At 56.4% G+C, this 26,569-nt stretch carries 23 protein-coding genes; 10 read left to right on the top strand and 13 right to left on the bottom strand.

Annotated features, from left to right (window positions below; all coding sequences use genetic code 11):
• The first annotated feature begins 3 nt into the window (after positions 1–3).
• Together astD and astB are read left to right on the top strand one after the other, a co-directional pair.
• Positions 4–1,458: a succinylglutamate-semialdehyde dehydrogenase gene (astD, locus tag ACXADJ_RS01055; protein ID WP_475062095.1), complete on the top strand. Its 1,455-nt coding sequence runs from the start codon at positions 4–6 to the stop codon at positions 1,456–1,458.
• Between the two features lie 356 nt (positions 1,459–1,814).
• Positions 1,815–3,167 carry an N-succinylarginine dihydrolase gene (astB, locus tag ACXADJ_RS01050; protein ID WP_475062093.1) on the top strand — a complete coding sequence of 451 codons (1,353 nt, stop codon included), beginning with the start codon at positions 1,815–1,817 and terminating at the stop codon, positions 3,165–3,167.
• Positions 3,168–3,323: 156 nt separating this feature from the next.
• Here astB and ACXADJ_RS01045 read toward each other — a convergent pair whose 3' ends face one another.
• The 5 genes from ACXADJ_RS01045 to ACXADJ_RS01025 all read right to left on the bottom strand — a co-directional run bounded on the left by ACXADJ_RS01045 (position 3,324) and on the right by ACXADJ_RS01025 (position 7,596).
• Entirely contained in the window at positions 3,324–4,184 is an 861-nt protein-coding gene (locus ACXADJ_RS01045; RefSeq protein ID WP_475062091.1) for a MipA/OmpV family protein, read from the bottom strand.
• A gap of 324 nt (positions 4,185–4,508) precedes the next feature.
• Positions 4,509–5,210, bottom strand: coding sequence for an ABC transporter permease (locus ACXADJ_RS01040; RefSeq protein ID WP_475062089.1), 702 nt, complete (start codon positions 5,208–5,210; stop codon positions 4,509–4,511).
• Positions 5,207–5,899, bottom strand: coding sequence for an ABC transporter permease (locus ACXADJ_RS01035; RefSeq protein WP_475062087.1), 693 nt, complete (start codon positions 5,897–5,899; stop codon positions 5,207–5,209). Before ACXADJ_RS01035 ends, ACXADJ_RS01040 begins: the two co-directional genes overlap by 4 nt.
• 68 nt (positions 5,900–5,967) lie before the next feature.
• Entirely contained in the window at positions 5,968–6,717 is a 750-nt protein-coding gene (locus ACXADJ_RS01030; protein ID WP_475062085.1) for an ABC transporter substrate-binding protein, read from the bottom strand.
• A 102-nt stretch (positions 6,718–6,819) separates the two neighbouring features.
• A complete protein-coding gene (locus ACXADJ_RS01025; protein WP_475062082.1) occupies positions 6,820–7,596 on the bottom strand; it encodes an ABC transporter ATP-binding protein in 777 nt (258 codons plus the stop codon).
• Positions 7,597–8,289: 693 nt separating this feature from the next.
• Between ACXADJ_RS01025 and ACXADJ_RS01020 the strand changes: the two genes are divergently transcribed.
• Together ACXADJ_RS01020 and ggpS are read left to right on the top strand one after the other, a co-directional pair.
• Positions 8,290–9,720, top strand: coding sequence for an MFS transporter (locus tag ACXADJ_RS01020; protein WP_475062078.1), 1,431 nt, complete (start codon positions 8,290–8,292; stop codon positions 9,718–9,720).
• Positions 9,721–9,890: 170 nt separating this feature from the next.
• Positions 9,891–12,185, top strand: coding sequence for a glucosylglycerol-phosphate synthase (gene ggpS / locus ACXADJ_RS01015; RefSeq protein WP_475062076.1), 2,295 nt, complete (start codon positions 9,891–9,893; stop codon positions 12,183–12,185).
• 141 nt (positions 12,186–12,326) lie between these two features.
• Here ggpS and orn read toward each other — a convergent pair whose 3' ends face one another.
• Positions 12,327–12,872 carry an oligoribonuclease gene (gene orn / locus ACXADJ_RS01010; protein WP_475062074.1) on the bottom strand — a complete coding sequence of 182 codons (546 nt, stop codon included), beginning with the start codon at positions 12,870–12,872 and terminating at the stop codon, positions 12,327–12,329.
• Between the two features lie 195 nt (positions 12,873–13,067).
• Here orn and ACXADJ_RS01005 point away from each other — a divergent pair, with 195 nt between their 5' ends.
• Together ACXADJ_RS01005 and rsgA are read left to right on the top strand one after the other, a co-directional pair.
• A complete protein-coding gene (locus ACXADJ_RS01005; RefSeq protein WP_475062072.1) occupies positions 13,068–13,403 on the top strand; it encodes a hypothetical protein in 336 nt (111 codons plus the stop codon).
• Between the two features lie 73 nt (positions 13,404–13,476).
• Positions 13,477–14,505, top strand: a complete 1,029-nt coding sequence (rsgA, locus tag ACXADJ_RS01000; protein ID WP_475062070.1) for a small ribosomal subunit biogenesis GTPase RsgA — start codon at positions 13,477–13,479, stop codon at positions 14,503–14,505.
• Between the two features lie 9 nt (positions 14,506–14,514).
• Here the strand turns inward: rsgA and ACXADJ_RS00995 are convergent, their stop codons facing one another.
• Complete coding sequence (locus ACXADJ_RS00995) at positions 14,515–15,513, bottom strand: OmpA family protein (RefSeq protein ID WP_475062068.1); 999 nt, start codon at positions 15,511–15,513, stop codon at positions 14,515–14,517.
• A complete protein-coding gene (motA, locus tag ACXADJ_RS00990) occupies positions 15,513–16,364 on the bottom strand; it encodes a flagellar motor stator protein MotA (RefSeq protein ID WP_028295018.1) in 852 nt (283 codons plus the stop codon). Before motA ends, ACXADJ_RS00995 begins: the two co-directional genes overlap by 1 nt.
• A gap of 80 nt (positions 16,365–16,444) precedes the next feature.
• Here motA and ACXADJ_RS00985 point away from each other — a divergent pair, with 80 nt between their 5' ends.
• From ACXADJ_RS00985 to asd, 3 genes are all read left to right on the top strand, one after another.
• Positions 16,445–18,217, top strand: a complete 1,773-nt coding sequence (locus ACXADJ_RS00985; RefSeq protein ID WP_475062065.1) for an HDOD domain-containing protein — start codon at positions 16,445–16,447, stop codon at positions 18,215–18,217.
• Positions 18,218–18,277: 60 nt separating this feature from the next.
• On the top strand, positions 18,278–19,117 hold the full coding sequence (locus tag ACXADJ_RS00980; RefSeq protein ID WP_475062063.1) for a sulfurtransferase: 840 nt from the start codon (positions 18,278–18,280) through the stop codon (positions 19,115–19,117).
• Between the two features lie 69 nt (positions 19,118–19,186).
• Complete coding sequence (asd, locus tag ACXADJ_RS00975) at positions 19,187–20,236, top strand: archaetidylserine decarboxylase (RefSeq protein WP_475062061.1); 1,050 nt, start codon at positions 19,187–19,189, stop codon at positions 20,234–20,236.
• A 106-nt stretch (positions 20,237–20,342) separates the two neighbouring features.
• Here asd and ACXADJ_RS00970 read toward each other — a convergent pair whose 3' ends face one another.
• From ACXADJ_RS00970 to efp, 5 genes are all read right to left on the bottom strand, one after another.
• Positions 20,343–20,783, bottom strand: coding sequence for a hypothetical protein (locus ACXADJ_RS00970; RefSeq protein WP_475062059.1), 441 nt, complete (start codon positions 20,781–20,783; stop codon positions 20,343–20,345).
• 108 nt (positions 20,784–20,891) lie between these two features.
• Positions 20,892–22,442 (bottom strand): HupE/UreJ family protein, encoded by a 1,551-nt coding sequence (locus ACXADJ_RS00965; RefSeq protein WP_475062055.1) that lies wholly within the window; start codon positions 22,440–22,442, stop codon positions 20,892–20,894.
• A gap of 1 nt (position 22,443) precedes the next feature.
• On the bottom strand, positions 22,444–23,676 hold the full coding sequence (locus ACXADJ_RS00960; protein ID WP_475062053.1) for a DUF3500 domain-containing protein: 1,233 nt from the start codon (positions 23,674–23,676) through the stop codon (positions 22,444–22,446).
• Positions 23,677–23,912: 236 nt separating this feature from the next.
• Complete coding sequence (gene epmA, locus ACXADJ_RS00955; RefSeq protein WP_475062051.1) at positions 23,913–24,839, bottom strand: EF-P lysine aminoacylase EpmA; 927 nt, start codon at positions 24,837–24,839, stop codon at positions 23,913–23,915.
• Between the two features lie 88 nt (positions 24,840–24,927).
• On the bottom strand, positions 24,928–25,494 hold the full coding sequence (gene efp, locus ACXADJ_RS00950) for an elongation factor P (RefSeq protein WP_028295010.1): 567 nt from the start codon (positions 25,492–25,494) through the stop codon (positions 24,928–24,930).
• A gap of 33 nt (positions 25,495–25,527) precedes the next feature.
• Here efp and epmB point away from each other — a divergent pair, with 33 nt between their 5' ends.
• Positions 25,528–26,559: an EF-P beta-lysylation protein EpmB gene (epmB, locus tag ACXADJ_RS00945; RefSeq protein ID WP_475062048.1), complete on the top strand. Its 1,032-nt coding sequence runs from the start codon at positions 25,528–25,530 to the stop codon at positions 26,557–26,559.
• Positions 26,560–26,569 lie beyond the last annotated feature (10 nt).

The following is a 26,569-nucleotide window of genomic DNA, read 5'->3' as shown; positions in this document are numbered from 1 at the left end:
GCCATGAAAGCCATCATGATCAACAACCAGTGGCAACAGGGTGAAGGCCCCAGCCTGACCTCCCTGAACCCACAAACCGAAGCTCCGGTTTGGCAAAAACAACAGGCCAGCCAGGCACAGGTTGCCCTGGCCGTCGGCGCCGCCCGTACCGCCTTCAAAAGCTGGTCACGCAACAGTGCCGACCAGCGTCGTGCCGTGGTGCGCAAGTTCGCCGAACTGCTGGCCGAACACAAAACCGAACTGGCCACCGTTATTCATCAGGAAACCGGCAAGCCGCAGTGGGAAGCCCTGACCGAAGTGCAGGCGATGATCAACAAGGTCGAAATATCCATCGACGCCGCCCTGCAACGCACCGGCTCCAGCGCCAGCCTGGAACACCATGCTCACGGCGTGATGGCCGTATTCGGTCCTTACAACTTCCCGGGCCACCTGCCCAACGGTCATATAGTTCCAGCCTTGCTGGCGGGCAATACCGTGGTATTCAAACCCAGCGAACTGACCCCATGGGTGGCCGAACGCACCGTGCAGCTTTGGCAAAGCGCAGGCCTGCCCGACGGCGTACTGAATCTGGTGCAAGGCGAAGTCGAAGTCGGCAAGGCACTGTGCGCCCAGGACATCGACGGACTGCTGTTCACCGGCTCCTCCACCACCGGCAAGCTACTACACCAGCAATTTGGTGGCCGCCCGGAAGTAATTCTGGCGCTGGAAATGGGCGGCAATAACCCGCTCATTGTCGACGACAGCCTCAACAGCAACGACATCGGCAAAGCCGCTGACCTGATTATCCGCAGTGCTTTTATCAGTGCCGGACAACGCTGCACCTGTGCCCGTCGCTTGATTCTGGTAGAGAACAACTCAACCACAGCCCTGCTAAATGAACTGAACCAACGCTGCCAACAGCTTGACCTCAGCCAATCAGAAAGCAGCTTTTATGGCCCGGTGATCAGCGCCAAAGCCCGCGATGATTTGCTGAAAGGCCAGCAACTGTTGATTGAACTGGGCGGCAAACCACTGCTGCAATCCAGGCCTCATGGTGAGCAAGGCTATGTGCTGACCCCAGGACTGGTGGATGTAACAGACGTGGTGAACGGAAAGAACAACATCCCCGACGACGAATGGTTCGGACCACTGCTGCAAGTGATTCGGGCATCGAACTTTGAACAAGCGTTAGAGATTGCCAACCGTACCAGATTCGGCCTCGCCGCCGGACTGGTCAGCAACAACAGCGACCACCAACGCGACTTCAAACAAGGCATTCGTGCTGGCGTCATCAGCATCAACCAGCCAACGGCCGGAGCCTCCAGCAAAGTACCGTTCGGCGGTATTGGTGCCAGCGGCAACCACCGCCCCGGCGCCTGGTATGCCGCCGACTACTGCGCCTGGCCACAAGCCATCAGCGCTGCTGGTAGCACCAATGACTACCAACCAGCACCGCTGCCGGGGCTGAAAAGCGAATAAACAGCAACGCAGCCTCGAGGATACCGAGGCCCCATGACCTAAACCCCGAAATTGCGGCTCCAACCATGCGCCTCGAGGTAAGCCAGCCATGGTCCAAATGAACAGGTAATGTGGCCATGGATGGCCACTTAGCCCACTTGAGGCAGGGATGCCGAATGTGGGCGTTACCGTTGTGAATTTGCAGCCATTGCTGAACAGCGAACCGGAAGCGCGAAGGTGGGGTTTGCCCGTCGGCGTGGGGAGGAACTCCCCAAAGAGACATCGGACTCATAAAACTATTTGGCTTGACCGCGCAGCGCCTCAGGGAAAAGAAGTTATCCCCAAGAGGCATGCCCTCCTGAAAAATGGATAAACACATGACCACTACCAACGCCCGCGAAGTCAACTTCGACGGTCTCATCGGCCCAACCCACCACTACGGCGGCCTGGCCTCCGGCAACCTCGCCTCCAGCCGCAACGCCCTGCGCACCTCCAACCCGCGCGAAGCGGCGCTGCAAGGTCTGGAAAAAATGCGCACACTGATCAAGCTGGGCTACACCCAAGGCTTCCTGCCACCGCAGCAGCGCCCAGACCTTTCACTGCTGAGCCAACTCGGTTTCCGCGGTCCTGACGAACACATCATCAGCAGCACCGCCCAACAAGCCCCGGAACTGCTGTCAATGGTGTACTCCGCCTCCAGCATGTGGGCCGCCAACGCCGCTACCGTCACACCGTCTGCTGATAGCAGCGATGGCCGAGTTCACTTCACTCCCGCCAACCTGCTGACCACCGCTCACCGTGCCATCGAACACCCGCAAACCGAGCGCATACTGAGCACCGTGTTTGGCAACAGCGATCACTTTGCCGTGCACAGCGCCGTACCCTCGATTGGCCGTTTTGGTGACGAAGGCGCCGCCAACCACACTCGTTTGTGCAGCAGCTACGGCGACGCCGGTGTTGGCCTTTTTGTATACGGCCGTGACGACCAGACCGACCTCAGCAGCCTGACCTTCCCGGGTCGACAAACCCTTGCCGCCAGCGAAGCCGTCGCGCGCCAGCATGGCACCCAAGCCGCTGTTTACCTGCAACAAGCAGCTCAGGCCATCAACGCTGGCGCTTTCCATAACGACGTTGTCGCCGTCGGTAATGGCCCGCTGCTGATGTACCACCAGCACGCTTACGAAGCACCGGCAGCCGAACGTGCGTTCGACACCCTGCGAGCCTACTTGCCGCTGCAAACCCTCTGCGTTAACGCCGACGAGGTCAGCCTGCAAGACGCCATCAAGTCCTACTTGTTCAACAGCCAGTTACTGGCCTCAGCCGATGGCGACATGAGCAAGATGCGCCTGATTGCACCGTCGGAATGTGAAGAAAATACGGCAGTGCGCCAGTGGATTGAACGCGCGTTACAGGACCACAACCAACCGATTCGTAACGTCGAATTTGTCGACGTTCGCCAGAGCATGAGCAACGGCGGCGGCCCTGCTTGCTTGCGATTGCGCGTGGTACTGACTGACGAACAACTAGCGGCGGTAAACCCGGCCTTCCTGCTGGACGAAGCCAAAATCGATGTACTGCAAGACTGGGTAAAACGTCACTACCGCGACCAGCTCAGTATTGCCGACCTGGCCGATGTGAAGTTCTACCGGGAAGTGATGACCGCACTGGAAGACCTGATCACGGTATTGGGCCTGAAAGGCCAGGCGCTGTATCCGTTTCAGCTAAGCTGATTGACCACGCCCTCCAACACACGTTGGAGGGCGTATTGATCAGTCCCACCGAAGGCCGGATAAGCCTGCGCTACCCAACAAAGTCCAAATAAAACCTCAGTCCGTGTAGGTCGGACAAGCCTGCGCCATCCGACAAGGCCCTGGTGCAAAACAACGTCAGAAAAACCGGCTGTACACCAGGTTCACACCCAAGGCGGTTTTGCGGTCGGTCAGTGGGCTGTCGGTGATGGCTTTGCCGTAGCGGGTGTGGGTCATTTGCAGGCGCAGGCCGCCACCAGCAATTTTCTGATGTGCCAGTGCCAGGCTGACTTGTTGGTTCACTACGCTGTCGGCCTGGTATTCCGGCCGCCAGGAACGGGCTTCCGAACCTTTCACGCCGTAGTAGTAATCAACGTAGTCGCTGCTTTGGAAAATGGCTTTGGCACCCGGTTCCAGTAACAGACTGCCCAGCTTGATTTTGTATTCGGCACCAACGGCGGCTTCGTAACCGTCGTATACCCCCAGCAAATCGTGGGTGGCATTGATGTTCCAGTGCCAGTTGCCGAGGCTTTGATCCAACGACAAACCACCGGCCATGGAATAACCACGATTGTCCATGTCTTGCAGGATCGGGCTGTCGGACTCGTTGTAACCGGCAAACACCGGATTCACCTGCAAGGCGAGGTTGGCGCTGCCGATTCGGGTCAGGTCATAGCGGGCAAACGGACCAAACAAATGAAAGCGCTCACCGTGGTAGGTGATCATCGGAAACGGCACCACCCGGGTATCGAAGTCGGCGTACACGTCCCGCGACGATACCACCCCAATGCCCCAGTTCCATGGCGATGGCTGTGCGCTTGGCTGTGAGTTTGTCTGAGAATCCTCTATCGACTCGTCTGCTGCCGTAGATGTCGACTCTTCTGCGCTGGCCGGCAGTACACACAGTGCGCTGATTCCCACCCCCAAGCCAAGCCCCAGACCGCTAATAAAACGGGGGACACGTGAATACACGGGAGAGTCGGGTTTCAGGTCAGGCATAGAGGCTCCGGATATCGTTGACAAAGCGTTAAGCATTGTGACCGATCCGGCCGGATTGATTTCCCGCTGTTGGTGGAACAATCCATTGTTGAGTGAGTTTTCAGGAACGTGATGAATTGCAAGACAGTGGTGATAAGCGGGTGTCGACGTACCCAGAAGAATTCGTTCGCGAATACATTCGCCCCTACAGTGCATGGCCATATAGCAGCCCGATATAGCAGCCACAGCGCTGTTCACAGCCCAAACAAAAACGGCGGCTCTTGTTTCACTCTCGTTGAACAAGGCCGCCGTTTTCAAAGGCACTATAAATCAGATCAGATCAATTCAGATCGGGCGCTTGGCAAACTGGTATTTGTTCAAGCGGCGCTCCAACAAGCGGAAGCACAGAATCAGCACCGCGGCCATAGCCAGATAGACCATACCGGCGGCGAAGAACATCTCCAGCGGCGTGTAGGTACGGGCGATGATGGTTCGGGCCATGCCTGTCAGATCCAGCAACGTGATGGTGGATGCCAGCGCCGAGCTTTTCAGCATCAGCAGCACTTCGTTGCTGTAGCCCGGCAATACAATGCCTGCCGCACGACGCAGGATAATGCGTTTGATGGTTTGGAACTTGCTCATGCCCAGCGCCATAGCGGCTTCGATTTCGCCTTTCGGCACCGCTTGAATCGCACCACGGATCATTTCCGCGCCATAGGCGGCGGTGTTCAGTGAGAAGGCGATGATGGCGCACCAGTACGGTTCGCGCAGGATTGGCCACAGCGCCGACGATTTCACGGCGTCAAATTGCGAGGCACCGTAGTAAATCAGGAAGATTTGCACCAACAGCGGCGTGCCACGGAAGAAGAAAATATAGGCATACGGCAGTGCCTTGATGGCCATGTTGTCGGACGCACGCATCAATGCCATTGGCACTGCAATCACCAGACCCAGAATGCCGGAAATGGCCACCAGTTCCAGTGTCAGCCAGGCACCGTCGAGCAGTTTCGGGAAGTATTCCCAGATTACACCCCATTCCCAGCTCATACGCGACCTCCACGAAGTTCAGGTTTGCTCATGCGTTCCAGCAAGCCGGTAACCAGCGTGGTGCCGACCGTCAGCAGCAGGTACAGGATGGCGGCTGCAAGGTAGAAATCGAACGGCGATTTGGTAGTGGCTGCACCTACCGATGCCTGACGCATCAGTTCGTTGAGGCCCACCACAGACACCAGCGCGGTGTCTTTCAACAGTACCTGAAACAGGTTACCCAACCCCGGAATGGCCAGACGCCATACCTGCGGCAGAATAATCCGGAAGAAGGTTTGCAGTGGAGTCATGCCCATGGCCTGAGCGGATTCCCACTGGCCCTTGGGCACATCTTGCATGGCCATGCGGAAGACTTCGGTGCTGTAGGCACCAAAGGCAATGGCCAGCGCTGCTACGGCAGCAGCGAACTGCCCAACGTCGATGTATTCGTCGTAACCGAACATGCTGGCGAAGTACATCAGCAGCTGCGAGCCACCGAAATACAGGGTCAGTACCAGCAGCAGTTCCGGAATACCGCGGACGATGGTGGTGTAGGCAGTGGCAATGCCACGTGCTACCCGTGAGGAGGACAGTTTGGCAGTTGCACCAGCCAAGCCGATGATGAGGCCAAAAAACAGGCTAACCAACGCCAGTTTGATGGTCACCCACAGGCCGCTCAGCAGCAGGTCGCCGTAGCCGTGTAGATCCATGAGAATTACCTTGCAGAATGGTCAAACGAACCGGGGCAAATCGTTCGATTTGCCCCGGTGGTGTTCGATCAGTAGATGTCGAACGGGAAGTATTTGGCGTTGATTTCAGCGTACTTGCCGTTGGCACGGATGGCCTTGATGGCTTCGCTGAACTTGCCTGCCAGTTTGTCGCCCTTACGAACGGCAATGGCGATTTCGTCGTTGATGTCGAAGTCTTCGCCCTTGAACTCGAAGCCTTCACCGTCAGCGGTACGCAACCAGTCGTAGGCCGGGAATTTGTCGGACATGATGCCGTCCAGACGACCGCTGGCCAGATCCAGGTAGGCGTTATCCTGGGTGTCATACAGCTTCACGTTTACCACGTCGCTGAAGTTGTCTTCCAGGGACTGACCGGCGATGGTGGCACGCTGGGCACCAATGGTTTTGCCTTTCAGGGATGCCTTGTCAGTGCCCAGGGTTTTGCCTTTAGGACCAACGAAAGCCAGTACGTTGGCGTAGTATTTTTCAGAGAAATCAACCACACGCAGACGCTCGTCAGTGATCGACATGGAAGCGATGATGGCGTCGTACTTGCGGGCACGCAGACCCGGGATGATACCGTCCCAGTCCTGGGCAACGATTTCACAGTCGGCCTTCATTTCCATACACAGGGCTTTGGCAATTTCAACGTCGAAGCCAATCAGGTTGCCCTGGTTGTCCATCATGTTGAACGGTGCGTAGGCGCCTTCGGTAGCGATACGAACTTTGTCACCCGCCATGGCAAACGGTGCGGTGGCGCAGGCTGCCAGCATCACAGCAGTAGCAAACAGTTTCTTCATGATGTTCCTCGTCTTTCTATCGTTGGTCTGTCGTTGGTCGTTTTAAATGTCACCATGGTGACGTATGACGATTGATGGATCGGTCTTTTAGCGGTTGTCTGATCAGCCTTTGTGGCTGGCCATAAACTCTTTGACCCGCTCGGATTTGGGGTTATCGAACACCTGTTCCGGCGGTCCCATTTCCTCAATCTGTCCCTGATGCAGGAACACCACCTGAGTGGACACATCACGAGCAAAGCGCATTTCGTGGGTCACAATCAGCATGGTACGGCCTTCCTCAGCCAGTTCTTTCATAACGGCCAGCACTTCGTTGACCAGTTCCGGGTCGAGTGCGGACGTTGGCTCGTCGAACAACAGTACGTCTGGCTCCATAGCCAGAGTACGGGCGATCGCCACACGCTGCTGCTGACCACCGGACAAATGGGCTGGATACGCGTTTTCCTTACCGGTCAGGCCAACTTTGGCCAACAGCTTAAGAGCACGTTCTTTGGCGTCTTTTTTGGATACTTTCAGCACCTGAACCGGTGCTTCCATGATGTTCTCGAGGATGGTCATGTGTGGCCACAGGTTGAACTGTTGGAACACAAAACCAAGGCGGGAGCGCAGTTGCTCAAGCTGGCGTGGGCTTTCGGCTTCCAGCTCGTTGCCTTTACCGGCTTTCAGCTTGAGTTGCTCGCCACCAATATCAATTTCGCCCTTGCTGGGTTTTTCCAGCAGGTTGATGCAGCGCAACAGGGTACTTTTACCTGAACCACTGGACCCCAGGATGGAGATCACGTCGCCTTTGTTGGCTTTCAGAGTGACCCCTTTGAGCACTTCCAGCTCGCCGTAGGATTTATGGATATCGATCAATTCCAGTGCCAGTGGGGTGTTACTCATTGGGTACCGTCTTTGGTGTAGTTTCTTATAAAGGCGTTCGCGGATGGTCAACGGACAAACGTTGGTTCGTCTGCACAAACACATTCCGAACACTCGTACTGCCCAGTCAACCGTGCAAAAATGCCCGTTTACCGATGTATCAATATGGCCGCGTTGCCGGGCGCTATTTTCTTTGCATTACAGAGGCATGACAACCGTTAACCTGACCGTATGCACCACTTTTTCGGCTGAAATTCGCCCCAACTTCGCTGTTGGCTCACATTTCAGACTATTTTGGCTGGAATTTCAGCGCCATTTGCGATGGTCAAAGCAGTCTATGGAGCCTACCCAGAATTAAATCCGGTTGTTTATTTTGTCGCTGGAATAATCTGCCGCAAATAAGGGAGTACAACCCCGCCTCCAACCACACACACCATGACCGCACGGTCAGATTCTTCAGCATGCAACAGACAAAACAGGGTCGCCAGCGATGAAAGTCGATTGGCCAACTGCTCAAATTGTCACCGGACAGGATTTCGCTAATCGCTTCGTCAATAGCACACCATTCGGGCCATCTCGGCTTTCAGAAACTCCAAAGTTGCCAATGTCGGCCAATTGAACCGTTCCATTCAAACATCGCCGACAACCAGCCAGCGTCTGGTTCATGCTGTATTTCATGCTCTATCAAAACCACCGCATAGAGGAGAACCAAAGATGTTGCCCATGATTGTACCGGTGGGGTCGCTGCTGTTGGGCGTCTCGCTGTTGCTGTTCGGAAACGGACTGCTGAACACCCTGCTGGCCTTGCGGGGCGGTATGGAAGGCTACAGTGACAGCCTGATTGGCTACATCATGTCGGGCTACTTTGTGGGTTTCTTCGTCGGCTTCTATGCCGGCATTCCCATGCTCAGACGCATTGGCCATATCCGTGCCTTTGCGCTCTGCGCGGCGATTTCAGCAGCGGTGGTTTTGACCCACGTATTGCTGGTGAATCCTTACAGCTGGATGCTGCTGCGTGTGGTCACCGGAGCCGTACTGGTGATTCTGTACACCATCATTGAAAGCTGGCTTAACGACGTCACCCCCGCCGAAAAACGCGGCCAGGTGTTTGCCGTGTACATGGCGGTTAACCTGGGCTCGCTGGCGCTGACCCAGCAGCTGTTGCAACTCGACAGCCCGATGAATTTCACCCTCTTTGCGTTGGCAGCCATGCTGGTGTGCATCAGCCTGGTGCCCATTCCCTGGACCCGGCTGGCGCAGCCGTCGGTGGCTGAGGTCAAACGGTTTTCACTGCGCAAGCTGCTGAAAATTGCCCCCATTGCTGTTGCAGGCGGGGTTTTATCGGGCCTTGCCATGGGGGCCTTCTGGGGCCTGATGCCGGTATATGGCCAGCGTATTGGCCTGGAAAGCGGTCAGGTGGCCACGCTGATGTCGGCCTCTATTGTGGGTGGTGCCTTGTTCCAGTACCCATTGGGCCGCTACTCCGACAAGCACGACCGCCGCTGGGTACTGGGCATTACCGCCGCCGTCGGGTTCGGCATTGCACTGGTGTCGTGGATGCTGCCAACGCCCTACTGGCTGGTGCTGTTGAGCATGGCCCTGTGGGGCGGCGCGGCGTTTGCCATTTATCCGGTGTCGGTTGCCCATCTGGTCGATCATATTGATCACCGCGATATTTTGCCCGCGGGCAGCGCCTTGTTGCTGCTGCATGGCATGGGGGCAGCCATTGGACCTGCGTTGGCCGGCACACTGATGGAATGGACCTCTGCCTCCACCTTGCTGCTGTACTTTGCATTGGCCCACGGCCTGATTGCTCTTTATGTGGGCTTCAAACTTACCCGCCCGGCCGCCATTGCCGAGCCAGAGCCGGAATCCACCAGCCACTTTGTACCCATGGTGCGTACCACACCGGCGGTGCTGGAAATGATTCCTGAAGAAGATACGGAGACGGCCAACGACGCGGAAACAGATTCAGGCGCTTCAGGCCAGTCAGGCTCCGCCGAGCACAGGGCAGCGAATGACGACAGCCACAAAGCAGACATTGATAGCCAATCGCTATCGAATTCTGAAAATAACTCAGGTAAGGTAAATAAACGATCAGAAAGCACTCAGCACGAGGAACATCTTCCTCCGTTGGGATTCTGACTTTCACAGCGTCCGCTTGTCCTCCATGGACTCTGACAGCGGCATCCACCAGCCCGCAGCCTTGCTTCCAGGGTTGCGAGTGCAGGCCCCTCAATGACGAGAGGCCCTAACCGTCAATCGGAACCGCCCGTGGTCAACACGGAACCAGTTCCGGAAGGAGATAGAATCCGATGTTACTTGCAACAGACCTTGATGGAACCTTGCTCGCAGGCTCTCAAGAGGCCCGTTACCAGCTTTACCAACTGATCAGCCACCACCCGCACATCCAGCTAGCCTACGTGACCGGCCGTGGTCTGGAAATGGTCATTCCGCTGTTGTCCGACCCGTCTCTGCCAAAGCCCGACTACATCATCTGTGATGTGGGTGCGACCATTGTTGACGGTGACACCCTGCAACCCATCGGCGATATTCAGGCCGAAATTGAACAGAACTGGCCCGGTGAAGTGGCCGTTGCCAGCGCGTTGGATGCCTTCCCCAACCTTATTCGTCAGGACGTGCCGCAAGAGCGCCGCTGCTCGTACGATTGCCAACCTGAAGAAGTCACCGATGAGGTTCGTGAAGTCATCAGCAAGCTCGGTTGCGACCTGCTGTATTCCTATCATCAATATCTCGACATTCTGCCGCGTGGCGTGAACAAGGGCACCACCCTGCAATCGTTGATCGACCATCTTGGGCTGGCCCAGAACGAAGTATTGATTGCAGGCGACAGCTTGAACGACCTGGCCATGCTGTCGCTGGATTACCCGGCCGTCTGCGTGGGCGGTTCTGAAGACCGTTTGCTGGAGCAGACCGAGCGCGAATCGCTGATTTACCACGCCAACGAAATCGGCGCAGGTGGCATTATTGAAGCCTTTAATCAGTACGGTTTTCTGGGCGAGCAAGGCGTCGCTCACGAAACCCGTGACGACGTTCAGCCGGGCAAATCTGATCTAGTGGTGGTCTATCACCGTTTACCCTTTGAAGAATCGGTCGAAAACGGCGCGGTTGTAGAGCGCCAGCCGTCATCGCCAAACGGCATTATTCCAACCCTGCTGAGCTTTTTTGGCGATGGCAAAACCGGCTCCTGGGTGGCCTGGTCGAGCGTTAGCCCATCAACGCCGGGCTACAAGACCCGCTCATCGGTCGACAAGGTCAAATACCCGAATCTGGCGGTTGCCCGGGTTAACCTGAGCAAGCAGGAAGTGGATATCTTCTACAAGAAATTCTCCAAGGAGGCTTTCTGGCCAACCCTGCATACCTTCTGGGAGCGTGCGACCTTCCTTGAAGAAGACTGGCAGGTATTCCTGAAAGTAAACAAGAAGTTTGCCGAACAAACCGCACAAGAAGCGGCAGAAAACGCCACCGTCTGGATTCACGACTACAACCTCTGGATGGTGCCTGCCTACCTGCGCGAAATGCGCCCGGACCTGACCATTGCCTTTTTCCACCACACCTACTTCCCGTCGGCGGACGTATTCAACGTGGTGCCGTGGCGCAAAGAGATCATCGGCAGTCTGCTGCAATGCGATTTTGTCGGCTTCCATATTCCACGTCAGTCAGAGAACTTTATCGACGTCGCCCGTGGTGTGACGCCGCTGAAAGTGATCGAACGCACCAACTGCGCACCGCGCTTCCTGACCTACGGCTGTGCGGTGGGACTTGAGGAAATGACGTCAGTGATTGAAGTGAATGGTCGTCGTATTCATCTGGGGGCACATCCGGTGGGGCTGGATTTGGGCCGTATCACCCACTCCCTCGACGACCCGGCGATTCAGAAGCAAATTGAAAACCTGAAGTCCGAACTGGAAGGCACCAAGGTGCTGCTGTCGGTTGAGCGACTGGACTACACCAAGGGCATTCTGGAAAAACTGCAAGCCTTTGAGCGCTTGCTGGACGAACACCCGGAGCTGATTGGCGAGGTTACGCTGATCACTGTGTGTGTGCCTGCGGCCAAGGAAATGACGATTTACGCCGAGCTGCAAACCGAAATTGAACAGGCGGTTGGTCGTATCAATGGTCGTTTTGCTCAGGTTGGCTGGATGCCGCTGCAGTTCTTCTTCCGCAAGGTGCCGTTTGAACAGTTGGTGGCCTACTATGCCGTCGCCGATGTGATGTGGATTACGCCACTGCGCGACGGTCTGAATCTGGTGGCCAAGGAATACGTGGCAACCCAGGGCATGATTGACGGTGACGGCGTGCTGGTGCTGTCGGAGTTTGCCGGTGCTGCCGCCGAGTTGAAAGGCGCGGTGCTGACCAACCCACATTCACCCCACGAGCTGGCCGATTCGGCCTGGCAGGGCCTCACCATGGACAAGGGCGAAGCCAAGGCCCGCCTGCGCGACGCCTATGACGCGGTGCAGTATTACGACATCGACCACTGGGGCAAGGATTTCCTCGATGCCGTCGAACGGGCTCGACAGTCCAATCTGGCCGTTCAGCATGCGCAAATGCGCACCGCAGACAAGCCGTCGGAAACCCTGTCCTGATCCCTGGCCCCGGAACAGGCATTAACCAAAAACAAACAGGCCAGCGTAATGCTGGCCTGTTTGTTTGGGTTTTCGGTATGGGTTATCTGTATGGGCTGCCTGTTTAAATCACCTGTCAGGATCAGCCTGTTATCAACCCGATCACTGGCTGATCAGGAAATGCTGGCGGTAATGCTTGAGTTCGTTGATCGACTCACGAATGTCATCCAGCGCCTGATGCGTGCCGGTTTTGGTGAACGATGACACCACCGCCGGGTTCCAGCGCTTGGCCAGCTCTTTAAGTGTGCTGACGTCGATGTTGCGGTAATGAAAGAAGGCTTCCAGCTCCGGCATGTATTTCACCAGAAAACGACGGTCCTGATGGATGCTGTTGCCGCACAGTGGCGAGGTGCCTGCTTTCACGTGTTGTTTGAGAAACGCCAGGGTTTCCAGCTCGGCGGCACGGCAGTTGAATTGACTGTCCTTGACTCGCTGGGTCAGACCCGAATTGCCGTGGGTACGGGTGTTCCACTCGTCCATGGCGTCCAACAGAATGTCCGGCTGTTTGATGGCCATCACTGGCCCTTCGGCAATCACATTCATATTGCTGTCGGTGACGATGGTGGCGATTTCAATAATCACATCACGCTCTGGCTCCAGACCGGTCATTTCCAGATCCATCCACACCAGATTGTCTTGCTGACTCATGTTTCTTTCCCGTTGAGGTTTGCTGAAATTCTAGCGGCTAACGGCCCGAGGTGGGAGGGTCAGAGCCTGGTTATAAATCCACATAAATACTAATGAGATTTCTAACACCCCTTATTTTGTGAACCAGTTCCGATTATATTGTCCGACAATCACTATATTTCTGGCCCCTCAGTCAGCTGTTGAAAGAGTTTCGTTTTGACCCGAAAGTCCCTCGCCTTGCCCGACCAGCAGTGCAGCAGCAATCAGGCAACCTATGAAGAACTCGACAAAATCCACCGCAAAAGTGTGCTGATCGCGGTACTGGATGCTCCCGGCATGATGCTGGTGGCGTTTGGATTTTTTGGCCGTTTCAGCCCTTATAGCCGGGATGTCCATCCGCTGCTATCCAACCCTGAAGTGAACATCAGCATGATTGCCGCAGGCTCGGTCTGGATGCTGTTATGTGCCAGTGGCTTGCTGATGCTGGGGTCACAGCGCCGTCGTCTGCAGCGCCAGCTGACCGATGTGAGCGGTTCTACTGCGGCGCTGTAATATCCTCCTCCCCACTTGCGCCCTTGCTGACCAAACCGGAGAATAGCGGCCTTCGTTGAATTCAGAGAGTCGCATGGCCAAACGCAAGCTCACCAAAAAACAAACCTGGCGCATCGCCAAGATCCAGGAAGAAAAAGCCAAACGGGCCGAGCAGAAGGAAGCCGAAATTTCCGATCAGCTTAGCGCCGGTGAGCTGGGCGATGAAATTCATGGCCAGGTGATCGCGCACTTTGGCTCGCAGGTTGAACTTGAAGACCGCGACCGTAATTCCTACCGCTGCTTTATGCGTTCCAACCTTGGGCCGCTGGTAACTGGCGACATGGTAGTGTTTCGCCCCGGTGCGGAAAACGACAAGGGCATTCGTCAGGGGGTGGTTGAAACCCGACTCGACCGCGAATCCGAACTGTCGCGCCCGAATCCCTACAACGAAATCAAACCCGTTGCTGCCAACATCGATTTTATTGTGCTGGTGGTCGCGCCTGAGCCTCACGCCCACGCCAACCTGATTGACCGCTACCTGGTCGCCTGTGAAAACTGCCACATTGAGCCCATCATCCTGCTCAACAAGGTCGACCTGCTGGACGACCTCAGCCGTTTCCACCTGTACCCTCTGCTGGAGCGTTACCACGATCTGGGCTATCAGATTTTGCAGGTCAGCGCCAAAGACCCGGATAGCCTCGGCGACCTGAAAGACTTCCTCAACGACCGGGTCAGTGTGTTTGTTGGCCAATCCGGGGTAGGCAAATCGTCCCTGATCGACACCCTGCTGCCAGACGTCGAACTGAAAGTTGGCGCCTTGTCTGAAAACACCCGCAAGGGCAAACACACCACCACCACCGCCCGCTTGTACCACTTCCCGGCCGGTGGCGATTTGATCGATTCCCCCGGAATCCGTGAATTTGGCCTCTGGCATATGAGCGAAGACGAAGTGCTGTACGGATTCCGTGAATTGCGAGATCTGGCGGGCCACTGCCGCTTCCGCGACTGCCGCCACGAAAGTGAGCCGGGCTGCGCTTTAATAGAAGCGGTGGATAACGACGAAGTAACGCCAGAACGTTTTGTCAGCTACAAACGGATTCTGGAAACCCTGTCCGAGTTATAGGCCCAGCCGCTACTCGTAAAGATTGGGCGGATTATCGTACTGGTTATCCGGCCGATCGCGGTTTTGCTGCACCCGGCCAACGTCTGAATCCGCCCGTCCGGCTGCGTTTTCTGTTTGTTGGGCGCGGCGATCTTCATCCTGCTGCTGTTCAAAGTAGTCCAGTTCCTGCTCACGTTTTTCCGCTTTCGGCCGCAACAGCAGCAAGCCAATACGGCGATTGACCGCTGCGGTCGGGTCATCCGGATTGTATGGCGTGGTGTCGCCCATCCCCACAACCCGGGCAATCTGCTGGTTTTCCACCCCGGCTTCAACCAGAGCAAAACGGGCGGCGTCTGCCCGTGCGGCCGACAGCAGCCAGTTTCCGTTGTCTTCCGCCAGACCACTGGGATTGTTCGGCATGGCGTCAGTGTGTCCCGTCACCGATATCGACAAGCTCGACTGCGCCAGCGTTGGAGCCAGTTCCCACAGAATGTCTTCGGTGTAATAGGTCAACCGGGCGCTGCCGGTTTCGAACATGGGCCGCTCGCGGCGGTCGACGATTTGCAGCCGCAAGCCTTCGGTGGTCATGTCCAGCATGATCTGGTTTTTGAAGGGGCTGAGTGTCGGACTGGCGATGATCAACTCTTCCAGCATCTGTTCCAGATGCTCCAGCTGATCCTGATCCTCACCGTCGCTGCTGCGCGGATTGGCTTGCAAATCGACCATCGGGTCCGACGCTCCATCCTGACCGACATTGGCCTGAATCGACGGCGAGCCGCCCAGATCAATAGGCGTCGCAGACGGTGCCAAACGGCCATCTTCAAAAGCACGGGGGTCCTGAAAGTAGCCGGAAATGGCTTTGCGTTCGTCTTCGGTAGAGTTGTTGATGATCCAAAGCACCAGAAACAGCGCCATCAGCGCCAGCGCGAAATCCGCCATCGCCACTTTCCAGGCGCCGCCATGATCTTCGTGACGAACACGGCCACCCCGTCGAATAACAATGGGCGGCTGTGGACCGAGATTCTCCATCAGCGGCCTCTCAAACGGCCGTCCAGCTCACTGAAGCTGGGGCGGCTATGAGCAAACAGCGCCTTACGACCAAACTCCACCGCCAGCTGCGGCTGCAAGCCATGCAAGGAAGCAATGATGGCGGCTTTGGCGGCGTCGTACAGACGAATTTCATCTTCGGCCAGATGCTTCATTTTGGCAGCCAGCGGCCCCACCAAACCATAAGACAGCAGCACCCCAGAAAACGTACCGACCAGGGCCGCCGCCACATGAGCACCAATTTCGGTAATGTCGCCACCAATGGCGCCCATGGTGATCACAATGCCGAGCACCGCGGCCACAATACCAAAGCCCGGCAGCGCATCGGCGACCTTGCCGAGCGCACCGGCGGGTTGTTCCAGCTCGTGCAGGCGCGTATCAATCTCATGGTCCATCAGGCCTTCCAGCTCGTAGGCGCTGAGGTTGCCGACCACAATGATGCGAAAATAGTCGGCAATAAAATTCGCCAGTTCGGCGTTCTTCTGAACACTGGGGTAACGGGCGAACAAGGCACTCGACTGCGGGTTATCGATGTCGTCCTCAATCGACATCATGCCTTCCCGGCGCGATTTGCCGAGGATGTCGTAAATCAGTGCCAGCACTTCCATTTCGCGCACCTTGTGATGTCGCGCTCCCATGATGGCCTGCGGGATTTGCGCCATGCTGCGGGAAACCACAGCCCAGGGGTTGGAAATCAGAAACGCCCCCACTGCCGCACCGACAATGATGAGAATTTCGAACGGCTGCCATAAGGCCAATAGCTGGCCATGGGACATCACAAACCCATACAGCACGCTTCCAAATACGATGATGACTCCTAGCAAAAACAACATGCTGGCGGGCGCCCCCTGCTCTCGATGAGAAATTCCTGTCTATAGTTAAGGACACGACTCACGTTTACTCAAATACGGACATGAAACCAGACCTCCGAACATTCACTTCGCTGCCGTTTGGCAAGCAGGATTGGGACGCCGTTCTCAAAACCAACAGCCTGCCGATACTGGAAGAAACCCGGTCGCGGCTGCACACCCTGCTGCGCGACAAACAGGTGAATTTCAACGATCTGGCCCCCGAGGTAGAGAAAGACCCGGCGCTGTGTCTGCAAATCCAGCGTCTGGCGGTACAACTGAACCCGGAAGCCATTCAGCAGATCAGCGGCGCGGCCAATTGTTTGTCCTTGCTGGGCATGCAGGAGCTGGTGCGACTGGTGAAACAACTGCCGGTGGTGTCTGCCAGCAGCGAAGTCCCGGCAGAACAGGCGTACCGCGCCGCACTGATTACTTCCAGCATGGCCGGCACCATTGCCGCCGTGATGACACACCACAAAGGCAACAACAGCGAACACTACGCCCGCTGGGGCGCCATGATGGTGTTTGCGCCACTGTGGCCCTGGCTGCTACAACAGCCGCAAGCCCGCAACCTGCTGTATTACGTTTCCCGCGGGCTCGAAATCCAGGCCGCGCTGCAACAGGTTTGGGGAACCGACATGAAACCCTGGCACCAGCTGGTTAGCCGCTTTGCGCTGCCGCCACTGGCCCGCGACGCCTGGAATCCAACCAAACAGCCAACAGCAGCACAGTGGTCCATGCTGCGCCGCTACGACCCATGGGATCTGGAAAAAGAAAAAGGCCGGCCGTTGCTGCACTTGTGCCAGCGCCCGGAAATCACCCCGGTGATGGCCAACAGCCTGGCCTGGCACCTGCACATTAATCCGTACGGCAAACGCAGCCAGCGCTGGATTCAGATCATCAGCCACTGGCTCAGCAAATCCGCCGACGTGCTGATTCCACGGGTGCGTGAAACCCAGTTCAACACCGCACACCACCAGCATTCCGCCTACTCCACCGGCATTCATGCCCTGTTATCGCCAGTGGCTCCGGCGTTCAGTGACTTGCTGTACCCATGGCTGGAAGAAGATGGCAGCGAAGCCCCGGAGCAGAAAAATTTCGAGCCACAAATCACCGCATCGAATGCGGCAACAGATGCCACAGGTATTCGTCCGCTGTCCGAGGCTCAGGATTTGCCTACTCAAGACATTCAAACCCAGGACGAGCTTCAAACCCCAGACCTTCCAACAGAAAATCTCCAGGCAGAAAGCCTGCCTGCCGACATCAACGAGAACGCCGCAGAACTGGAAGCCGAACGACACCAGCAAGCCTTTAACGTTCTGCAAAGCCGACTGGAACAGGACGCCACCAGTTTTGGCGACTGGAACACCCTGATGACCAGTCTGCTGGAAGGTATCCACGACGACATCGGCCTGCCGTTTGCCGCCGTGCTGTTACCCAACCGCGAAAAATCCGCCATTCGTATGCTGTATCAACGGGGCCTAGATGACGATCACCCGTTAATCGGCATCCAGACCCGCCTGCAACCCAACAACCTGTTCACCAAGCTGATGCAGCGCAGTGCCGCCATCGCCGTGCATGCCGCCAATCGTGATAATGTTCTTGGCGGCTTGCCCATGAACATCGCGGAACGGTTGCCGTCGTTCTTTATGGCCATGTCAGTCAGTGCCGGCAGCAAGCCTATTGGGATAGTCATCGCCGGTATCACCGACATTGCTCAACCTTTGCCGGACAAACATCAATATCAGCAATTCAAACAGCTGTGTCACAGCGCCTCCCATGGACTGGCGGCCCTGAAACAGGCCTCCCTGAAGAAACAGCAAGCCACCAGCCACTGACAGAACAGTCCGGCTTGGATACACTGCTGGTTTGTTACACGTTTCCGGAGTTCTCTGTTCATGTCCCAGACGCCAAGCCTGCCGCTGCTGTTGGAAGTGGAAGACCTTGCCCCGCAATTGCCGCTTTCCAATGTGTTGATCATTGACCAGAGCAAGCTCGACAGCTACCTGCAACACCATGTGCCCGGAGCCGTACATCTGGACTTCAAACGCCTGCAACTGGGCGTCAAGCCAACCCCGGGCGCATTGCCGTCGCTGCAGCAGCTGTCCGACGTATTCAGCGAGCTGGGGCTGACCCCGGATACCCATGTAATCGCCTACGACGACGAAGGTGGCGGCTGGGCTGGTCGCCTGATCTGGGCGCTGGACATGATTGGCCACCACCACTACAGCTACCTGAATGGCGGCATTCACGCCTGGCTGGCAGCAGGTTTGACCACCGACAGCGGCCAGCAGCTGCCAACCGCCAGTGACTATCAGGTTAACGAACTGCAAACCGGCTTCTCACTCAGCAAGCAAGACATCCTCGACCGACTGGGCAATGACGATTTCATCGTCTGGGACGCCCGTTCAGAGCAGGAATACACCGGCGAAAAAGTCGTCTCTGCTCGCGGTGGCCACATTCCAGGCGCGGTAAACTACGAATGGACCCGCGGCATGGACAAGCAACGCCACTTGCGCATCCAGAACCTCGATGAGTTCCGTCAGATACTGACTGACATGGGCGTCACCGCCGACAAGGAAATTGCCACCCACTGCCAAAGCCATCACCGCTCCGGCTATACCTATCTGGTGGGCAAGATTCTGGGCCTCAACATCAAGGCCTACGCAGGCAGCTGGGCGGAATGGGGCAACGATCCAGACGTTCCGGTGGTTGAAGGCCCAAGCCCTCGCGGCTGATGTTTATTGCCATGGTGGCCAGCTTCACAGGGCCGTCCTAAAGAACACGTTATTCGGAGAACCTTTCTTTTGTTGAAAGATGACTTTTTTATCGCCAGCCAATACATCCTGCCACATCACCTGCTGTCTCGCGTGGTGGGCAAACTGGCTTCCTGCGAAAACCGCTGGGTCAAAAACCAGCTGATCCAACGCTTTATGCGTCAGTACGGTGTGCAACTGGACGAAGCCGTTCACCAGCACCCGCAGGACTACAAAAGCTTCAACGACTTTTTCACCCGTGCACTGCTGCCGGATGCTCGTCCACTGGACGAACGCGCCGACAGTCTGCTGAGCCCGTGTGATGGGGCGGTTTCGCAAATTGGCCACATCCAGCGCGGCAAGATTTTCCAGGCTAAAGGCCAGGAGTTCTCACTGACCGAACTGCTGGGCGGCGACCGTGACCGTGCCGAGCCATTTGTTGGCGGCAAATTTGCCACCCTGTACCTGTCGCCAAAGGACTACCACCGCGTTCATATGCCAATGGCAGGCACCCTGAAAGAAATGGTGTACGTGCCGGGCTCGCTGTTCTCGGTTAACCAGACCACCGCCGAACGCGTACCGGGCCTGTTTGCCCGTAACGAGCGACTGGTGTGCATTTTTGAAACCGAGCACGGCCCAATGGCCATGGTGCTGGTCGGTGCCATGATTGTTGCCGCCATCGAAACCGTTTGGGCTGGCCGGATTACCCCGCCAGAGCGCAAACTGAAAGTGTTCGACTTTGCCGACCCGCAACCTGTGGATCTGGCTCGTGGTGCCGAAATGGGTCGCTTCTGCCTCGGCTCGACCGTCGTGCTGTGCTTCCCCGATCAAATGATCGACTGGAGCAACGAACTGCAAGCCGGTACTGCCATTACCATGGGCAGCCGTATTGGTAGCGTCAGTGCCGTTGCTGCGACGATGCCAGCAGAGCCAGCAGCCACAGCCGTGGAAGACGCCGAAGAAGACGCCAAGCGCTACGGCAAGGATGATGATGGCCAAGTTGACTCGGATAAGAGTGACTCGGATAAAAGTGATTCGGATAAGAGCGGCGACGACAAAGACGGCGACCAGGACGATAGCCCGGAAAACGGTCAGGACTGAGCTGGCCCTTCCGGTAATATCCAAACGCCAGAAACCAAAAAGCCAGCAGAAGCTGGCTTTTTGGTTTTTAAAATAAGGCTTAACGCGCTGGTGTTAGCCCCTTGAACTAGTTCGCGCCTACCAGCTGGTCATCCAGACAAGCCTGCGGCCACTGCAATTGGCTGGCTTGCGGGCGCAGCCGCAGCGACACCCACTCGCGGGAACCGTCCAGGTGAATATCACTGAAGCTCCATTGCGCGCGGTCTTGTTGTTGGTCTTGCCACAATACCGTAGCCAGGTCAGTCATCATGCCACTGAGGTCCGATGCCGCTGCGGTTTCCAGATGAGCTACGGTAAATTGGCCTCTGGCTGTCAGCGATTGCAGCGGTACCCGCACCTGCAAACCACCGCTTAGCCCGACCCGGGCAATCAGGGTTTCACATGCAACTTCGGAAGCCTGCGCTTGCGTCGACAACAAACCAAACCCCAGCACGGAAAACAGCATGCCTGTCGTGCGGCGCAAAGCACCACGACGAAGCGGAGAAGGTACACGGGGCAAGGACGTCATGGTCAGATTCCGAAGCGAGGGATTGTTCGCAAATAGAACCATAACCGCTTGTGAAGTAGGCGAAGCCTGCGGCTTGGAAACGCAAGGCTTTGCCAACTACTGTCAGGGCTATTTAGCCGCCAATGAATCTGTATTGATCGCCAACTGCGGTGGCTGACGTAACGATAACCCCCAAAGAATCAGCAACAACAGCAACCAGCCACACGCCAATGCCACCGGCAAACCATCGGACAAACGATCGAGAGCATCGCTGACGGTGATCGGCAACCATTCCAGCCGCTGAACAATCCAGCCGCTTGCAATGACTGCCAAAGCCACTGCCAACACCGTTTGCAGACGTAAAAAGCCCCGAGTATGCCGACTCGCCAGCCACAACAATGGCGGCACCAGTGCCACCACCAGCAGTAACTGCATCAGCTCAACACCGAGATTAAAGGCCAATAACGACCACAACAGATCCCACCCCTGACGATTCAGCTGATGCAGGATTTCGGCAAAAGCCGAGCCATGAATCAGGCCGAACAGCACTGTCAGCGCAAACGTCAGAGCGCCCGGTTTTGAGCCTGGTTTCAGCACATTCAGGGCTGCCAGTAGAATGGTCAACGCCACCCCGATTTCGACCCACACCACCGGCATCAGCATCCAGCCTGCGGCCGCCAACAACAAACTGGTCATGTGGCCGAGGGTAAAACAGCTGACCTGAATGGCCAGCGGCTTCAGCACCGGTGTTCCCCAGCCTCGCCATGATGGAATTCGCCCTGTACTCTGAGCCATCCCCTGTCCCAACCCGATTCCCCATAACGGCGCTGGTAGAAGCAAACACAGCATAAACGTCAGATGGTCCGGGCCAAAGGCAATGTGCTCAAAGCCATACCCTAAATAACTGAGATTGGAACGCCGATTGGTTGCTCTGTCGGCAAGCCAGTCTTGTTGGACCTGATACACCCGAGCCATGGGGATTTCGGTGTATTTACGACGGAGCCAGAATTCCCAGCCGGATTCCATTTCGGCGGCATGAGCACTGTCGTTCTGCTCGCTTGCCGCACCGTCGTGCGCCAATGCGGCCTGATAGCGCTGCTGGAAGTCGTACTCCCTTTCTTCGCTGGCTTTTTCGCTACTGGATTCACCGGAGTTTACCGCATCAGCCAGGGTTACCAGCGTGCGGTGGTTCACCACCCGGTGTACCAGAGTATCCACATCCAGCAGTGCGGTTGTTGGCAAAGGCTCGGCCACGCGAATTATCACAGAAACCAGTTCCGTGCCAAAGGTATCCCGCAACGTGGTATCCAGCTGCCAACCGCTGATCGACCAGTCGATCAATTGCTGACGCTCGGCGCTGCGGTAAATCCTCACATGCTGGCGCAGATAATCGCGGTAGCGCACGCGGGCATCGGATGTCAGTTCTGGCAGCGTGGCAGGCAAGCTCAGTTCGGCCAGATGCAGCTGATCGACGGGCATCGTCAGGCTGAACGACTGAATGGCTTTCTCTTCACCAGCATCCAGAACGCCAGCATCCAGAGCTCCCGATTCTGCCGATGGACTGAAAAACACCAACTGCGATGGCAGCGCCGGGTGGGCTGCCACCGTGGTGATACCGAACGCCGCCAGCCAGGTGCACAGCAGCAGCAGCTGACGACCAACAGACTGAATAGCAGACATATTAAAGACTGTTGCCATAATCCATGGTCTTGTCGCGGTACATGGTGTGGTAGTGAGTTTCGTCACGAATCACGATGCCACCCTGCACGGCTACTTCGATCCACAAACGCGGGCCGTCAATACGCATGTAGGTGCTGGTGTTGTCGATATCCACACCGGCAGATTCACTGCCTGCCCAGGCCACATAGGTGTCGGCAAAGGCGGCATCGGAGGTGTAGGTTTCCATCAGGGAGTCCACTACGTCGGCAGGGAAATCCCGCACCCACTGTTCGATGGCCGCAACCACCAATGCCTGCTGTGCGTCGCTCATGTAAGACACCAGCAGCCCCGTGCGATCACTGCCGCTCGGGTAGTCAGTAGGCAATGTGCCACTGCCGTTATCAGGACCAACAAGTACGTCAGAAAACGACTGGCCGCTCAGGTAAGCGGTGCTCAGTTCGTCAGAGGAAAGGGAGTCAAACACCGCCACCATGGCATTGCCTTCGTCCTCAATTGGAGCCCAGGTTTCGGAATTCAGCACAAAGCTTTCTTTTGGCTCTGAGGCAAAGTGGTTCGGTACCGGATAGCCTTCGCCATACAGATAGGTGAGGTTGTACGCCAGATGGTGGCCACCGATTTGCAGCTGCCACTGATCCGATGCCGATGGTGTTCCGAAAATAGCAAAATAATAGTTGTCAGAGCTGTACACACTGCCGCCACCCTGCTCTTGCAGGTAGTCATCAGCGGCCAAAATACCCTGAAAATCGAGATAACCTGCCTCGCTCAGGGCAACTTCCGCAAGATTCATGGCCAGCGTCTGCTGGGCTGTGGTCATGGAGCCCAGTTTCAAACCATTACGGGTCACGGAGTTGGTCGGCAGATTCGACCAGACAGTGCGGGCTTCAGAGTCAGAGAAATCGTATTGCATGGTCGCCAGTTGGCTGGAGTCGAGGGAATCCAGCAAGGCGTTGGCGGCACACGCCAACTCAGTGGCGTAATCATCACTGCTGCAATCGACAGTGGTGGTGCTGTCCGAACTGTCAGTTGAGCTATCTGACGAAGAGTCGCTCGAGCTATCGGACGAGGAGTCTGTGGAGGTATCCGTAGAGCTGTCGGTTGAACTGTCAGAGGTCGTTTCAGACGTACTGTCTGAGGAACTTGAGCTGTCCGAACCACAACCGCTCAGGAACAAGGGTGATGCCGTTAACGCCAGCGCCAACAGCGCCGGTTTGATATCCAGATTTGCAAGTGCCATAAGCCGATTCCACTCTGATGCCGCATGAACAAGAATTTTTCTCATTCAGATGATGCATCAGCCGCCGATAAAAAGATCGGCAGCTGTCGAGGCCAAAGGCAAAGCTACGTGGGAATTGGTAAAGTTTTTCAGCGCCGTCAACCAAATCGAAAGCGGCCCGTTATAACAAGGTTAAGCCGTGTGACTTCGGTGCCGATTAGCAGCTGTTAGCCAAGCATTGGGCTTATAAACAGGGCTTATGCCCGCGACCAGTCAAACGCCAGCACGTCGGCAATGGCACGGGTGCCCAAGCGGTGCATCAGAATTCGATCCAGCCCCATCGCCACACCAGCACATGCAGGCATCCCCACCGCCAGCGCAGCCAGCAAATGTTCATCCAGCGGTCGACCGTTGGCTTCCAGTTCAAAACGGCGGCGTTGCTCTTCGGCGTCCGTCAGTTCGTGGTAACCATTGGCTAGCTCACTGCCGTTCCAGAATAGCTCAAAACGCTCAGCCACCTCGATGCCTTGATGATTGCGGCGGGTTTTCGCCAATGCCGCTTGCGAGGCCGGGAAATCATGAATAAACACCAGGGTATTTTGCGGCAATGCCGGTTCCAGCAAATGACTGACTATCACATCCAGCCAGCCGTCGCGGGATAACTGCAAATCGTGGCCAGCGCACTCAATGCCCAGCGCTTTGAGTTGCTGGTCGGTACTGGCGAACGGATCAAGGCCACAGTACTGAATCACCGCTTGCTGATACTCCAGCGTCAGTACGTCGCCCCCCTCACCCAACTGCAATAAATCGCGGGCAAGGTCGGCCACTTCGGCCATCAGTTGATGGTGATCCCAGCCCACTCGATACCACTCCAGCATCGAGAATTCCGGGTTATGACGCTGACCCGCTTCGCCACGACGGAACACCCGCGCAATCTGATAGATATCGCCACTGCCCGCACACAGCAGCCGCTTCATCGGGTACTCCGGCGAAGTGTGTAAAAAGCGCTGGTCGGAGGTTTGCATCGGCTCAATGTTGGGGTCCATCACCGCCGCTACCGACAATACCGGGGTTTCTACCTCCAACACCTGACGACGGTGGAAAAACTCGCGAATCTGTCGATTGCAGTCGGCCCGTGCCTTCAACGCGGTCAGGGAAGCGGTTGGTTGCCAGCTGGTTGTCATGAAAATCTGCCTGAAACGAAAATCGAAGACCCGTCGGGCGGGCACAAAAAAGGGAGCCGAGGCTCCCTTTCGGAACAGCGTCTGAATATCAGGCGCGGCTTACGTATTCACCGGAACGGGTGTCGATACGCAGTTTTTCACCGATGTTGATGAACAGAGGCACCTTAACCACAGCACCGGTGGTCAGCGTGGCTGGCTTGCTGCCGCCGTTAGCGGTGTCGCCTTTCAGACCCGGGTCAGTTTCAGTCACTTCCAGCTCAACAAAGTTTGGTGGAGTCACTGTCAGAACGGCACCGTTGAACAGGGTCACCAGATACACGTCTTGCTCTTTCAGCCACTTGATGGTGTCGCCCAGAGCTTCCTGAGATGCGCCGTGCTGCTCAAAAGAACCGTCGGTTGCCATGAAGTGCCAGAACTCACCGTCGGTGTACAGGTACTCCATATCCACTTCAATCACATCCGCGCCCTCCAGGGAGTCGCCGGATTTGAAGGTTTTCTCAACCACACGGCCGGTACGCAGGTTACGCAGCTTGACGCGGTTGAACGCCTGACCTTTACCAGGTTTAACGTATTCGTTATCCATGATGGAGCAAGGCTCGCCATCCATCATTACCTTAAGACCAGATTTGAATTCGTTGGTAGAATAGTTAGCCATTTCGCTATCCAAAGATGTAGGACATTTTTTAAAGTGCGTATCATAGCGCGAACTGCCCCAATTGAGCAGCCGCACTGGCAAGAGATTCTTGCCTCGGCCATCCGCTCCGGTGATGAACTCTTGCGACAGCTCAATTTGCAAGACGCCAGCCTTAATATCAACGATCAGGCCGCGAAGGATTTTCCGGTGCTGGTACCTCGAACCTATCTTGAGCGAATGGAAGTCGGCAACCCGCTCGACCCGCTGTTATTGCAGGTATTGCCCCGCCAACAGGAAACCGAACAGGTCAGCGGTTACATCACCGACCCGCTGGGTGAAGCCGAAGCCAACGTGCAGCCAGGCATTATTCACAAATACGACGGTCGCCTGCTGCTGATTACCGCCACCGGCTGCGCCGTCAACTGCCGCTACTGCTTCCGTCGACACTTTGACTACGCCGACAACCGCATCAGCCGACGCCAATGGGACGCATCGCTTGATTATGTCCGTAACGACAGCTCCATCAGTGAAGTGATTCTTAGCGGCGGCGACCCACTGATGCTGAAAGACGGCCAGTTTATTGATCTGGTCGACGCCATCGAGGCCATTCCCCATGTCCGCCGCCTGCGCATTCACAGTCGCCTGCCGGTGGTGATCCCCCAACGGATTACGCCGGAACTGGCCGCGCGTCTGGCAGCTTCCCGCTTGAGTACCAGCATGGTGTTGCACATCAATCACAGCCACGAAATCAGCCCGGCGCTGGAAATGGCGGTGGCGCAACTGAAGCAAGCAGGCGTTACCCTGCTTAACCAAAGTGTGCTGCTGAATGGCGTGAACAACGATGTCGACACCTTGCAGCAACTGAGCGAAAACCTGTTTGATGCCGGTATTCTGCCCTATTACCTGCACCTGATGGACGAAGTGCAAGGCGCCCATCACTTCGATACCGGTAAACAACAGGCGTTACAGATATACCAACAATTGCACGCTCGCCTGCCCGGGTATTTATTACCCAGACTGGTAAAAGAACAGGCCGGTAAAGCCGGAAAAACCCTGATATTGTCCAACAATTCTGAAATAAGTTGATCAGGCCTCT

It is taken from the genome of Oceanobacter sp. ABM4_470 (assembly GCF_056158645.1).
The sequence above is the reverse complement of the archived record's forward strand: the minus strand, read 5'-3'. Positions and strand labels throughout refer to the sequence as shown.

Bases quoted from the DNA above. Each gene is read 5' to 3' on its own strand.
- ACXADJ_RS00965 (WP_475062055.1), bottom strand. From the start codon at position 22,442: ATGTCTGCTATTCAGTCTGTTGGTCGTCAGCTGCTGCTGCTGTGCACC.
- efp (WP_028295010.1), bottom strand. From the start codon at position 25,494: ATGGCTAACTATTCTACCAACGAATTCAAATCTGGTCTTAAGGTAATG.
- ACXADJ_RS00985 (WP_475062065.1), top strand. From the start codon at position 16,445: ATGAAACCAGACCTCCGAACATTCACTTCGCTGCCGTTTGGCAAGCAG.
- ACXADJ_RS01020 (WP_475062078.1), top strand. From the start codon at position 8,290: ATGTTGCCCATGATTGTACCGGTGGGGTCGCTGCTGTTGGGCGTCTCG.
- epmA (WP_475062051.1), bottom strand. From the start codon at position 24,839: ATGACAACCAGCTGGCAACCAACCGCTTCCCTGACCGCGTTGAAGGCA.
- motA (WP_028295018.1), bottom strand. From the start codon at position 16,364: ATGTTGTTTTTGCTAGGAGTCATCATCGTATTTGGAAGCGTGCTGTAT.
- ACXADJ_RS00980 (WP_475062063.1), top strand. From the start codon at position 18,278: ATGTCCCAGACGCCAAGCCTGCCGCTGCTGTTGGAAGTGGAAGACCTT.
- astB (WP_475062093.1), top strand. From the start codon at position 1,815: ATGACCACTACCAACGCCCGCGAAGTCAACTTCGACGGTCTCATCGGC.
- rsgA (WP_475062070.1), top strand. From the start codon at position 13,477: ATGGCCAAACGCAAGCTCACCAAAAAACAAACCTGGCGCATCGCCAAG.
- orn (WP_475062074.1), bottom strand. From the start codon at position 12,872: ATGAGTCAGCAAGACAATCTGGTGTGGATGGATCTGGAAATGACCGGT.
- ACXADJ_RS01030 (WP_475062085.1), bottom strand. From the start codon at position 6,717: ATGAAGAAACTGTTTGCTACTGCTGTGATGCTGGCAGCCTGCGCCACC.
- ACXADJ_RS01025 (WP_475062082.1), bottom strand. From the start codon at position 7,596: ATGAGTAACACCCCACTGGCACTGGAATTGATCGATATCCATAAATCC.
- ACXADJ_RS00995 (WP_475062068.1), bottom strand. From the start codon at position 15,513: ATGGAGAATCTCGGTCCACAGCCGCCCATTGTTATTCGACGGGGTGGC.
- ACXADJ_RS01045 (WP_475062091.1), bottom strand. From the start codon at position 4,184: ATGCCTGACCTGAAACCCGACTCTCCCGTGTATTCACGTGTCCCCCGT.
- ACXADJ_RS01040 (WP_475062089.1), bottom strand. From the start codon at position 5,210: ATGAGCTGGGAATGGGGTGTAATCTGGGAATACTTCCCGAAACTGCTC.
- astD (WP_475062095.1), top strand. From the start codon at position 4: ATGAAAGCCATCATGATCAACAACCAGTGGCAACAGGGTGAAGGCCCC.
- ACXADJ_RS01035 (WP_475062087.1), bottom strand. From the start codon at position 5,899: ATGGATCTACACGGCTACGGCGACCTGCTGCTGAGCGGCCTGTGGGTG.
- ACXADJ_RS00970 (WP_475062059.1), bottom strand. From the start codon at position 20,783: ATGACGTCCTTGCCCCGTGTACCTTCTCCGCTTCGTCGTGGTGCTTTG.
- ggpS (WP_475062076.1), top strand. From the start codon at position 9,891: ATGTTACTTGCAACAGACCTTGATGGAACCTTGCTCGCAGGCTCTCAA.
- ACXADJ_RS00960 (WP_475062053.1), bottom strand. From the start codon at position 23,676: ATGGCACTTGCAAATCTGGATATCAAACCGGCGCTGTTGGCGCTGGCG.